This window comes from Asticcacaulis excentricus, assembly GCF_003966695.1.
In the GTDB taxonomy this organism is placed as follows: Bacteria; Pseudomonadota; Alphaproteobacteria; order Caulobacterales; family Caulobacteraceae; genus Asticcacaulis; species Asticcacaulis excentricus_A.
Genome location: NZ_AP018827.1, coordinates 665,486 through 677,319, shown reverse-complemented (window position 1 = coordinate 677,319; position 11,834 = coordinate 665,486). Strand labels below are relative to the sequence as shown.

Genomic DNA, 11,834 nt, shown 5'->3' with positions numbered 1-11,834 from the left:
CCCTTTATATCCCACCCCTGTCATCCTGATTGTCCATTTACGGCGTCGCGGGCAGCCTCATCTTATCGGATGAGGTTGTCCTTGAGCATTCGTCGGCTCATTGGAGCCGCCTCATAGCTCATACTTTTGCAACACCTCATGTTGTCCGGAAAAGCGGAGTCACTTTTCGGCATGAGGCTTTAAGAGGCCTGCTATGATGATCGACCTGAAGGTTCTGGAACACGCGCTTGACCGGCTGCTTTACGTCTATGCCACCGACGATGAAGCCGAAGCCGCCGTGGTACGGGCGCTGGCCATACTGATCAGCGATCCCCTGCCCGACCTGACAGGCGACGACATTACGCGCATCCACGCCTATATTTATCATGCGCTTCAAGGCTTCTACGCACCGACCATAGACTACCCGGCTATCCGGCGCGAGTTCGTCACCGCTGTGTTAGCGGCGCGCAAAGGCAACTCGGTCCTGCGGCGAATGATTGCGTGAGTTGCTTTGTCTTATTTTGATAGAATAAGGTTGCCCAAAAGGCCGGTTCTGCCCACCAAGGCCGAGAAACACCAAACATTCTTCAGCCCATCAAGTGGGGTGAGTAACGAGGGCTGATGGTCAAGCAATATGCTATTAATGAACCGATCTGTCATGCGCCCCAAATCCTGTCTTTCAGCCATCAAGCCAGCCCACGCCTTAACAGCAGCCATTTCGCTGTCGGCATAAACCTGAGAGATGTAGGTTCCACCGCGAAACTCAACAACAATCGTGTAAAGGTTCAAAATCCATTCTCTCGCTGTTAACGTAGGCCCTCACACTACGGCTTACACAGATACATTGACTACCGCCACAGGCCGTGGCGTTTGGCAAAGGCCTCAAACAGCGGCATATAGGGCTGATCTTGCCCACTGACGCGAAGCCCGTGGCCGCCGTTTTCGAAAATATGCAGCTCCGTCGGTGTCTTCTGCGCACGCAGGGCCTGATAAAGGATCAGGCTGTTTTCCGCCGGGACCGTTCGGTCGTCCCCTGCATGGGCGAGGAAGGTCGGCGGCATATCGGTCGGCAGATTAAACTCCAGCGACACCTTGCGCTTTTGCTCATCGGTACCGCCGTTCGGGAACATCGCCTTGACCGAGCCGCCATGCGCATAAGGCGCCATCATAGTCATCACCGGATAAAACATGCCGGTCACCAAAGGCTTGGTCGGCTGCGTGTCTGCGGCATCGACCGGCGCATAGGTTTCCCGCCCGAAACTTTCCGACAGCCATCCGGCCAGATGCCCGCCCGCCGAAAAGCCGATGACGCCGATACGGTTCGGGTCAATGCCAAAGTCTTTGGCACGGTGGCGGATCAGGCGAATGGCGCGCTGAGCGTCCTGCAACGGCGCTTCCGGCCCCGCGCCCCAGCCGTCGGCCGGCAGACGATAGGTCATGACAAAGACCGTCGTGCCGCGATCCGCAAAATCTTTGTCCGTGCCGCCGCCCGCACGACTCACCGCCACACGTACATAGCCACCGCCGGGGATCATCAGGATCGCCGCGCCGTTCGGATTTTTCGCCCGGCGCACCATCAGAATCGGCTCCGTGACATGCGTCGCGGCTGTGTCGTTGGGATTGCCGTCCTTTGGATTGCGCAGAATCCACTCTTCCGCAACCGTCACGCCCTTCGAGCCCGGCACCTTGCCCTTGGGCCACAGCGGAAAGCTCTCCAGCGGCGGCAGAAGTGGCACCTTCATCCCTTCGGCTACTAACGGCGCGCCGGAATCCTGCGCAAAGGCCACCACAGGCAACAGGGCGGAGGCCGCCGCGGCGGTCAAAAGCTGACGGCGATCCATAGATACGGTCATAACGTAACTCCCTGCTCGATATTGATTGTTTGTGCGCAGTTTAGAGCCTAAACTGGATTTGACAAGCGTGTAACGCCCGACTTTCGTCGCCCCGTCGGAAGGTCAAGCCAAAACTATAAATATGTGAGGAGCCCCATGCACAGACGATTTTTTGCCAGCACATGTCTGGTTTTGGCGGCGACCCTGAGTCTTGGTGCACACCCCGTCAAAGCGGAGGTAAAACTACCGAACCTGATTTCAGACCACATGGTGCTTCAGGCGGGGCAGCCTGTCGCCATCTGGGGACGGGCCGATGCGGGGGAAAAGGTCACGGTGCGCCTCGCCGGGCAGACGCTCCGGACGAAGGCCACGGCGGATGGGCGCTGGAAGGTGATGCTGAAACCCCTCAAACCCAGTGCCGCTCCCCTCAATATGACCGCCGCGGGCAAGGATAACCGCCTGACCGTGTCCGACATACTGATCGGCGAAGTGTGGCTGGCGTCGGGACAATCAAACATGGAAAAGCCCTTCCGCAATCAGCCGGGCCAGAAGGACGTGCTCAATGCCGAGACTGAGCTGGCGGCGGCGAACGCGCCGCAAATACGTCTGTTCAAGGTGAAAAAGGCGCGTTCGACCACCCCCGCAGCGGATGTTGAAGGGCAGTGGGTTATCACAACGCCAGAGACCCTTGATGCGTCACGCTTTTCCGCCGTCGCCTATGTCTTCGGCAAGCGCCTGCATACGACGCTGAACACGCCGGTGGGGCTGATCGACTCCACCTGGGGCGGCACGCGGATCGAACCCTGGACGGCCCCGGAAAGCATGGCGGCTGTGCCGACCCTCAAACGCTATGCAGATGTTAAACCCGGTCAGAAGGTGGACGGTTCGGATGTCTCAGGCCTTTATAATGGCATGATTTCTCCGCTGGTACCCTTCGGGCTGAAAGGCGTGATCTGGTATCAGGGAGAATCAAATCTGATGACTGCCGGTGAGTTTCCCGGCGGCGCGGCCGATTACACAGACAAGATGGAAGCCCTGATTGGGGGCTGGCGCAGGGTCTTCGGGCAAGACCTTGCCTTTTATTATGTGCAGCTTGCGCCGCACCTCTATCACGTCGTGCGCCCCGCTCAGGTGGTCTCGCCTGAGGCCCTGCCGCAACTGTGGGCAGCCCAGACCGCCGCTTTGCGCATCCCCCATACCGGCATGGTCGTCACCACGGACCTGGTCGATGATCTGAGTGACATCCACCCGCGTGACAAGGTCACGGTGGGGCAGCGACTGGCCAATCTGGCCCTGTCGAAGACCTATGGACAAAAGGGCCTCGCCATCAACGGACCGAAGTTCCGCGACCTGCGCATTGAAAATGACAAGGCCCTTATCCGCTTTGATGATATGGGCGGCGGTCTGGTCGCCAGAGACGCCAAGCCACTGACATGGTTTCAGATTTCGGGTGCCGACGGTGTGTGGTGGCCCGCCACAGCCACCATCGCCGCCGACACTGTCATCGCCTCAAACCCCAATGTGCGGCAACCCGTTGCGGTGCGTTTTGCCTGGGACGAAGGCGCCCGCCCCAATCTTATGAATAAGGAAGGCCTGCCCGCCCTGCCGTTCCGCAGCCCCCGGCCATGACCGATGGCCAGCCAAGCTTTAGAACTGAAGTTAAGACCTGCGAACCCAACCGACCACAAAAGCAATTCACAACTGAGGCGCGACATGCCGTCTTGCTGGAAATCAGAAACGGTGTTAGCCCTTTGACAGGGGTCGGGGAAAAACGTTTCAAGTGGCCCCTAAACTGACGTGAAAAGGGAAATCCCATGAAGAAAGCTATGTTCGCCGCTGCCGCCACCGCAGCGCTGATGGTTATGTCCGTGCCGGCAGCGCACGCCGACGAGAAGAAGGTTGGTAATCCGTGGGCCGAATGCGGCCTCGGCGCCATGGTTTTCCCGGACAACGGTACGGCGGCGGCCATTTCGAACGTGATCTGGGACTGGGGTACGACGGCTGTGTCGTCCAGCCTGTCTTCGGCTGATCAATGCCAAGGCGGCAAGGTCAAGACCGCTATGCTGATCGGTAACGCCTATGCCAGCCTCGAAGCCGAAACGGCTGCCGGCGAAGGCAAATACCTGACCGCCGTCGCCGACAGCATGGGCTGTGACAAGTCGGTGCACAGCGCTCTGGCCGCTGAAATCCGTGTTCGTTTCTCGGACGTCGCCGCGCGTCCGGAATATATTGACATGACGAAGGCGCAAAAGGCCGAAGCCTACTACAACATCGTGGACACCGCGGTTTCCACCAAGTTTGCGGCGCAATGCTCGGTCGCTTAAGCTGAGCCAAAACCTGTGGCGGGGGCGTCTCTGGACGTCCCCGTTTTCATATTCGGGGGCCTTGTGAAATCCGTCCTGTTCGTGGCTCTGGCCGTGCTGAGCCTGGCATTCCCCTGTTATGCCGAGACGACACCAGACAAGCAGCACCTTGCGTCGCAACGCGTCTGGCGCGGCCTGTTGGGCTATAATATTCTGCGTAGCGGTCCCCCGGCGCAGGTCAGTGATATCGTGTCCCCTGAGTTTTTCCTGTCGCCGACAGGGATGCGTAATCCGGCGGCCGAATTGGACGCCACCCTCAAAGCCCTGTCTGCGCCGGTCGGCCCTGATCCGGAAACCCATGCGCAGTGCCGTTTCCCGGCCCGATTGTTGTGGCTGAAATCGCAGCACGCCTTGCCTGACGCGCTTCCGATTGTAGATTGCAAAAAATACAAAGCCTTCCTGACGGATAAGCCACCCACAAGTGCCAGCCTGATCTTCGCCTCCGGACACCTCAGCAATCCGGCCACCTTCTACGGGCACATGCTGCTGCGCCTGACGCCGTCTGAGGATGTGGCCCCCAATGCACTTCTGGAGAGCACGCTGAATTATGGCGCTATCTTTCCTGAAAATGAAAATCCTGTCGTCTATGTCGGACGCGGCCTGACCGGCGGGTACGAATCGACCTTCTCCGTCATGAATTTTTATCAGCACCTGCATCGTTATAACGAAGTACAGAACCGCGACGTCTGGGAATATCGCCTGCATTTCCGGCCTGATCAGATCGCGCTGATGAGCGCCCATGCCTATGAACGCCTGCGCATTTTCAATCGGTATTATTATCTCAAGGAAAACTGCGCCTATCGCATCGCCGAGCTAATCAGCCTCGTCGTCGATGAGCCGATTGTGCCCGATGACAAGCCGTGGGTGATGCCGGTCGAAGTCCTGGAAAGGGCCGCAACGGCGCGCAATGACAATCAGCCGCTGGTGACGGCGGTGGTCCGTCTGTCATCGCGCCTGACGCAACTCAATGATCGTTTTCAGATTTTATCGACGCAGGAGCGGCGTGCGGCAGTGACCTTCCTCAAACATCCGGCGTCTGATCCGGAGCAGGTCACCGGCGATCTGACTCCGACGGAACAAGTCCGGGTGCTCGAAACCCTGATTGATTTTTACAACGTGACCGAAGCCGAGGCCATCGACAAGGGGGGCGAAGGCCATATCTTAGCGGAGGCCAAACGCGCGCGGCAATCCCTGCTACGTGCGCGGTTGAAACGCGCGCCGGGACGGGCCGATTTCGGCACGCCGATCACGCCTCCCTCACCACATAGTGGCCAGAAGCCGACCCTGTTTCAGGTGACGGGGTTTAAAAGTAAAGGGGACAATGCCGGGGCCGAACTGCGCTTCCGCGCTGCATATAATGACTTCCTGTCGATTTCGCCCGGAGCCCTGCCGAATTCGGAACTGTCTTTTGGCGATGTACGGCTTTTGCTGAAAAATAACCGCCTGCGTCTGCGTTCGCTTGATGCGGTTCGCATCACGACCCTGAGCGTGGCGCAACCCGGCCTCGAACAGCGGCGCTCAAAATCGTGGCGTATGGTCGTCGGGGCCGAGTCTGAAAGACTGAACTGCAAAGCATGTCTTGAAGGCATGGTCCGGTTCGGCCTCGGCCAAAGTCAACGCATAGGGCGCTTTGTCTCTTATGGGCTGGCAGAAGGCAAGGTTTCCGTGGGTGGTCATGACCAGACGTCAGTATGGACGGGGCTCACTCTGGGTGGCATTTACAATCAGTCAGGTCCGCTACGCGCCTCAGCCGAAGGCACCTACTGGACCCCCGTCGGGAAGGGCAAACCCTATTTCAGGGCTTCGGTGGAAACCCGTATGGCCCTGACCCCGCAGGCCGATTTCACCGTGGGGGCCATCTATGAAGATCGCCGCCCTTCGGCCGACACAGAGTGGCGCATAGGGATAGCCTTCTATCGATAGGCGATTGTGCGCCCCGTATTCATCCGTCAAAAATCGAGTGAAACTATATAGTTGACGAAAGCGCAGCGGTTCACACCCCTACCCCATCGTCGGAATGACAAAGCTCTGATCGACCCCGCCCCTTTCTGCTACCTCTGGGTGACGGTCTTGGTGCGGGTATAGAAGCGCACGCCATCCATGCCGTAAGGGTTGAGGTCGCCGATGCCGGAGCGCTTCCAGCCGCCGAAGGCGTGATAGGCTCCCGGCAAGGGAATGGGCGCATTGGCCGACCTCGACCTGTGAGGCGCACTCATGTGTCGCGTGCTGGGGAAAACCCTAGGCTAGCTACCCGCAGATGCTGCCCGTCTCACACAACCTTCCTCACGGTTCCCCGCAATCTCTGGATGTGCAAAATCCGATACATGGAAAACAAGCAACCCAAAAATGCTTTCACACAAATATGCTGATATATAAAATATAATATTTACATAAAAGTCAAAACGGTGCTACCGCCTGAATGGTAAAATAATATTTGTCAGCAACTCTTACGCATCACTATTTTATTTCTTGTAATTTAACTTATCCGGCATTCTTTCCCAGATCATGTTTCAACCTATTTCTCATACAGAGGTGGGATGCCGGTTCAGTTTCTTTACGAAGACGAGCATTTAAAACTGATGGCTGCCCCGGCCTCTTCCGGGCTATTGGTCATTACCTTTGGTGATATGCTCGCGTCCATTGATGGTAACCGCTTCTGTGCCGATACTCCCCTGGCCACTCTTGGGCTGTCGGCGATGGGGTTTGTCGCCAAAACGCCTAACTGGTATCCGGCTGACAGCGTTCGTCGCGGTATAGACGCCGCCTCCGCGTTTCTGAACCGATATGGGGAAAGGGTGCTTTACGGCGGATCCATGGGTGGTTATGCCGCGATCCGTTATTCGGCTGCACTAAAGGCAAACGCCGTGCTGGCCTTTTGTCCGCAGTGGTCGATTGACCCGGATGAATATAGCGGGCCGCCTCAGGCCTATGAGCGGTTTTTTTTCCCTGCGCTGAAGGGGATGGGCATTGCTCCCCAGCATATAGCGGGAAATGTGTTTGTTTTTCATGATCCCAAAAATGAAATCGACAGTTACCACTTCCAACGGATCGCGGAGCAGAATAAAGACATAAAAGGGATACCGGTCCACGCTTCAGAGCATTTCGTTACGGGTATTCTGGCGGGGAGAAATGTCTTGAGTGAGCTTATCGAAGGGGCGCAGACCAATGATGCAACAGGTCTGCTTTCGACGGTCAACCGCCATCGCCGCGGTAATCCTGTAAGACGTCGTATCGTGATGGAGCGGGCGGCTTTACGGCATCCGGAGCTTGTCTTTTTCCTTCTCCAAAAAATCGATGATCATGAGCTGACACCTGAGTTTATTGATACGCTATGCGCGCGGATCATTCAGATCGATCTGAAACGCGGACATTCGGGGCGCATCAAACTGGCCTTGCGTTTTATGAGCCCACAAGGGCGACGGTTACAACTTGACCTTTTGCATGGCTGGCTTCAACGAACGCGACCCCGTATAAAAAAGACAAACCCTCCCGCAGGGCTAAGTCATTTGTGGAAAAGCCTGAAAAAATCCAATGCTTCCGAACGGCCCGATCGGGAGAGGGAAACAGAAGCGGCTCTGAAAACCTTTCACAATACGGTTCTCGTGTACCGGCAGGCTGATGCGAAGCTTGTCCATATATCCGTATCGGAACTGAGTGCCGATAGCCCCAATGTGTGTTTTCCGGTCTCTCTGGAGCAAACCCCAGTCGGCTGGGTTCTCGTTTTGCGGGGAAGGCGCCAATCGTGGTTCATCCGCTGGCGCGATGATGATCGCATCGAACTGACGGATGAATTGCCGGGTTTGCGTGGGCGTACCTGGGCGCAGCCGGTGGGTAACAAGCTGACATTGACTCGACGGGGTTTGTTTTTCTGCGCGGGGCCAAATGGCGAGATATGGCCTGACCGCGATACCATAAAGGAATGGGAAACCTTCACCCCCATCAATCTGCGTGCACTTGAACAAAACGGAAATCTGACGCCACAAGCTCTGGCTATTGAAAAGCCGGAGACCTTCAGCGATGGCAAGTGTACGGTTTGTCTGATCGCCAAGAACGAAGGGCCCTACTTGCTGGAGTGGGTGGCCTGGTATCGCCTGCTCGGTTTTGACCGTATTGTCGTCTATGATAATGACTCGAACGATGGCGGCAGCGAATTGCTGGCGCGGCTGGCTCAGGCTGGTGTACTTACTCACCGCCTCTGGTCACCTTCAAGTGACGAGTCGCCTCAGATTTCAGCCTACAGAGACGCCTTCGAACAGGTGAATTCCGAATGGATGTTTATTGTCGATGCCGATGAATTTCTTGTCTTGCATCAACACGAGACCATACATGCCTTCTTAAGCCGCTTCGATGCACAGCCGGATGTGACGGGCATAGGCGTCAACTGGCGCTTCTTTGGGGACGCCTTCCTGAAAGCTGGTGATGTTCGCCCTATCACCCAAAGATTCGTTTGGGCCGGAAACGAAAGACACGGAGGCCACGCGCACCTGAAAAGTTTTACCCGGGTGCTGAACCTTGGCCATACCGTAAATATGCATATATGCGATACTACGGGACGAACGGTTCATGCTTCGGGGGCCCCGTTGACAATGAGTGACTGGGGCCTGTCCGAAGAGATCGAATATGAGGTCGCGCAGGTTAATCACTATTACACCAAGACCTATCCCGAATATCAGCAGAAACGCAGTCGCGGCTGTGCAGACTTGTCCGATGATAGTGGTCTGAAATACGACTACTATCATGACGGTGCGTTTCATCAGATGAATCTCAATGATACGGTTGATCTGGCGGCAGCAACTCCGGAGCGCTCCAGGCAACTGCTCAATGAAATGCAGAAACTGCGTGATCTGATATCGAAAGTTTAACCCCCTACCCCATGGTTGGGATGACAAAACTCTGGTCGCGCACCACGCCACCCTGCGGCCATCGTTGGGTGACGGTCTTGGTGCGGGTGTAGAAGCGCACGCCGTCCATGCCGTACTGGTTGAGGTCGCCAAAGCCGGAGCGCTTCCAGCCGCCGAAGGAGTGATAGGCCACCGGCACCGGGATGGGCACATTGATGCCGACCATGCCGACCTCGACCTGAGAGGCGAATTCGCGCGCCGCGTCGCCATTGCGCGTGAAGATGGCCACGCCATTGCCGTAGGGGTGTTGCGACGGCAGGCGAATGGCCTCTTCCAGCGTTCTGGCCCGCACGATTTGCAGCACCGGGCCGAAGATTTCGTCCTGATAGGTCTGCATGGCGGGTGTGACGTGGTCGAACAGGCTGGGGGCCAGGAAGAAGCCGTCCTCATGGCCCTGAAGCCGGAATCCGCGCCCGTCGAGCACCAACTCGGCCCCCTCATCGACGCCCATCTGGATATAGTGTTCGATGCGCGCCTTGTGCGCCGCCGACACGACCGGCCCATAATGGGCTTCGGCGTCGGTCGAGACACCGACGCGCAAGGCTTCGGCGGCCGCCAGCAGTTTCGGCCGCAGACGCTCGGCCGTCTCTTCGCCCACCGGCACCACCACGGGCAGGGCCATGCAGCGTTCACCGGCAGACCCATAGGCGGCGCCCATAATATCGGCCACGGCCTGATCGAGATCGGCATCAGGCAGGACAATGCCGTGGTTCTTGGCGCCGCCCATGCACTGCATCCGCTTGCCGTTTTGCGACCCGCGGCCATAGACATATTGCGCGATGTCGGATGAGCCGACGAAGCTCACGGCGCGGATGTCGGGGTGATCGAGTATGGCATCAACCACCACCTTGTCGCCGTGCACGACATTGAGCACGCCTTCGGGCAGCCCGGCCTCCAGCAAAAGCTCCGCCAGTCGCACGGGCACGGAGGGGTCACGCTCGGACGGCTTGAGGATAAAGGCATTGCCGGTGGCCAGTGCCGGGGCGAACATCCACATGGGGATCATGGCCGGGAAGTTGAACGGCGTGATGCCAGCCACCACCCCCAGCGGCTGCCGCAGCGAAAAGACATCAATACCCGGCCCCGCCCCTTCGGTGTATTCACCCTTCAGCAAATGCGGGATGCCGCAAACGAACTCCACCACCTCCAGCCCGCGCTGAATATCGCCCTTGGCGTCCGAAATGACCTTGCCATGCTCAGACGCCAGAAGATGCGCCAGCGCGTCCATATCGCGTTCCAGCAGGCGCTTGAACTCAAACATCACCCGCGCGCGGCGCTGAGGATTGAGCGCGGCCCAGCCCGGCTGCGCGGCCTTGGCCACCGCCACGGCCTGCGCCAGCTCATCGGGCGTGCCCAGATCGACCTGCGCCTGCACCCGGCCGGTATTGGGATCGAAGACCTCACCCACCCGGCCCGACACCCCCGCTACCGCCCGTCCGCCGATAAAGTGTGAGATATGTCGCATGGGGTGTCTCCACAAGCGCATCCCGAAAAGGTGTCCCGGTTTTCGGACCAGATGCGCACTAAAAATGTGATCACAGATTAGCGCATTCCTCACACGGGAAAAGAGGCAATCTCAGCTCAACAGCTGCCGCGCGGCGCTGAGGCGTTCAATGCCGCGATCCAGCGTCGCATCGCTCTTGGCAAAGCACAGCCGGACGACCGGCAGGCCCTCGCCGCCGGGCGCGCAGAAGGCATTGAGCGGGATGGTGGCCACACCGGCCTCTTTGACGGCGCGCAAGGCAAAACTCTGCCCATCCAGCGCAATACCCGACCCCGGCAGGTCGATATTGAGGAAATAGGTGCCTTCGGACGGCAAAGTGCGGAAGCCTGCAGCCTCAAGCCCGGCGCGCAGGCGATCACGCGAGCGTTGAAGGGCGGCCAACTCTTCGGCAAAACGGCTGTCGGGAAGGCCCAAACCAAAGGCGACGGCCGATTGCAGCATGGGTGGCGTGGCGAAGGTCAAAAACTGATGCGCCTTGGCCATCTGGCTAATCAGCCGTTCATGGGCGCAGACAAAGCCGACCTTCCAGCCGGTCAAGGCAAACAGCTTGCCCGCCGAGCCGATCTTGACTCCCAAAGTCTCCAGTCCGGGGACGTTCAGCACGCCCTGATGCGTCGCGCCATCGAACACCACCTGCTCCCACACCTCGTCCGACACCACATAGGCCTGATGCGCGACGCAAAAGCGCGCCAGCAGCGCCCAGTCTTCGGGTTGAATCAGGCGGGTGGTCGGATTGTTGGGTGTGGTGACCATCACCATGCGCGTGCGCGGCGAAAAGGCTTTGGTCAGTTGTGCCTCGGTAAAGCGCCAGTCGGGCGGGCTTAGGCGCACACGCACCACCACGCCCCCGGCGCGTTCGATCAGGGGCGCATAGGCGTCGTAATGGGGCTCAAAAACAATCACCTCATCGCCCGGCGAAATCAGCGAAAACACCGCCGCGGCCAGCGCTTCGGTCGCGCCGGAGGTGATCAGCACATTGTTTGCCGGATCGAGGCTGAGGCCCTGCGTGCGGCCATAAAAGCCCGCCACCGCTTCCAGCAACGTGGCCTGCCCCTTCATAGGCGCGTACTGGTTTGAACCGTCGATCAGGGCGCGGGCGGCGGCCTCACGCACCTCAGGGAAGCCGTCTGTTTCGGGAAAGCCCTGCCCCAGATTGATAGCACCGGTCTCCGCCGCCAGCGCCGACATGGTGGTGAAGATGGTCGTGCCAAGCCCGGCATAGACCGGATTGAGCGGCGGCAGGGTCATGAGAGCG

At 58.6% G+C, this 11,834-nt stretch carries 9 protein-coding genes and 1 pseudogene; 5 read left to right on the top strand and 5 right to left on the bottom strand.

Annotated features, from left to right (window positions below; translation table 11 throughout):
- Positions 1-193: 193 nt before the first annotated feature.
- A complete protein-coding gene (locus EM6_RS03200; protein ID WP_126420288.1) occupies positions 194-484 on the top strand; it encodes a hypothetical protein in 291 nt (96 codons plus the stop codon).
- A gap of 11 nt (positions 485-495) precedes the next feature.
- Here EM6_RS03200 and EM6_RS03195 read toward each other — a convergent pair whose 3' ends face one another.
- Both EM6_RS03195 and EM6_RS03190 read right to left on the bottom strand, forming a co-directional pair.
- Positions 496-768 carry a hypothetical protein gene (locus EM6_RS03195; RefSeq protein ID WP_126420287.1) on the bottom strand — a complete coding sequence of 91 codons (273 nt, stop codon included), beginning with the start codon at positions 766-768 and terminating at the stop codon, positions 496-498.
- Between the two features lie 59 nt (positions 769-827).
- Entirely contained in the window at positions 828-1,832 is a 1,005-nt protein-coding gene (locus tag EM6_RS03190; protein WP_126420286.1) for an alpha/beta hydrolase, read from the bottom strand.
- A gap of 135 nt (positions 1,833-1,967) precedes the next feature.
- Between EM6_RS03190 and EM6_RS03185 the strand changes: the two genes are divergently transcribed.
- The 3 genes from EM6_RS03185 to EM6_RS03175 all read left to right on the top strand — a co-directional run bounded on the left by EM6_RS03185 (position 1,968) and on the right by EM6_RS03175 (position 6,097).
- A complete protein-coding gene (locus EM6_RS03185) occupies positions 1,968-3,440 on the top strand; it encodes a sialate O-acetylesterase (protein ID WP_126420285.1) in 1,473 nt (490 codons plus the stop codon).
- A 185-nt stretch (positions 3,441-3,625) separates the two neighbouring features.
- On the top strand, positions 3,626-4,135 hold the full coding sequence (locus tag EM6_RS03180) for a DUF3015 family protein (RefSeq protein ID WP_126420284.1): 510 nt from the start codon (positions 3,626-3,628) through the stop codon (positions 4,133-4,135).
- Positions 4,136-4,198: 63 nt separating this feature from the next.
- Positions 4,199-6,097, top strand: coding sequence for a DUF4105 domain-containing protein (locus EM6_RS03175; RefSeq protein WP_126420283.1), 1,899 nt, complete (start codon positions 4,199-4,201; stop codon positions 6,095-6,097).
- A 78-nt stretch (positions 6,098-6,175) separates the two neighbouring features.
- Here the strand turns inward: EM6_RS03175 and EM6_RS17295 are convergent.
- Positions 6,176-6,360: pseudogene (locus EM6_RS17295) on the bottom strand (methylmalonate-semialdehyde dehydrogenase (CoA acylating)); the annotation flags it as partial.
- Positions 6,361-6,711: 351 nt separating this feature from the next.
- Here EM6_RS17295 and EM6_RS03170 point away from each other — a divergent pair.
- Positions 6,712-9,036, top strand: a complete 2,325-nt coding sequence (locus EM6_RS03170) for a glycosyltransferase family 2 protein (RefSeq protein WP_126420282.1) — start codon at positions 6,712-6,714, stop codon at positions 9,034-9,036.
- Positions 9,037-9,040: 4 nt separating this feature from the next.
- Here the strand turns inward: EM6_RS03170 and EM6_RS03165 are convergent, their stop codons facing one another.
- Together EM6_RS03165 and EM6_RS03160 are read right to left on the bottom strand one after the other, a co-directional pair.
- Entirely contained in the window at positions 9,041-10,540 is a 1,500-nt protein-coding gene (locus EM6_RS03165) for a CoA-acylating methylmalonate-semialdehyde dehydrogenase (protein WP_126420281.1), read from the bottom strand.
- Positions 10,541-10,651: 111 nt separating this feature from the next.
- Positions 10,652-11,827: an aminotransferase gene (locus EM6_RS03160; protein WP_126420280.1), complete on the bottom strand. Its 1,176-nt coding sequence runs from the start codon at positions 11,825-11,827 to the stop codon at positions 10,652-10,654.
- Between the last annotated feature and the right edge of the window lie 7 nt (positions 11,828-11,834).

Coding starts and splice junctions, on each gene's coding strand:
- EM6_RS03200 (WP_126420288.1), top strand. CDS start 194: ATGATGATCGACCTGAAGGTTCTGGAACACGCGCTTGACCGGCTGCTT.
- EM6_RS03190 (WP_126420286.1), bottom strand. CDS start 1,832: ATGACCGTATCTATGGATCGCCGTCAGCTTTTGACCGCCGCGGCGGCC.
- EM6_RS03185 (WP_126420285.1), top strand. CDS start 1,968: ATGCACAGACGATTTTTTGCCAGCACATGTCTGGTTTTGGCGGCGACC.
- EM6_RS03180 (WP_126420284.1), top strand. CDS start 3,626: ATGAAGAAAGCTATGTTCGCCGCTGCCGCCACCGCAGCGCTGATGGTT.
- EM6_RS03170 (WP_126420282.1), top strand. CDS start 6,712: ATGCCGGTTCAGTTTCTTTACGAAGACGAGCATTTAAAACTGATGGCT.
- EM6_RS03165 (WP_126420281.1), bottom strand. CDS start 10,540: ATGCGACATATCTCACACTTTATCGGCGGACGGGCGGTAGCGGGGGTG.
- EM6_RS03160 (WP_126420280.1), bottom strand. CDS start 11,827: ATGACCCTGCCGCCGCTCAATCCGGTCTATGCCGGGCTTGGCACGACC.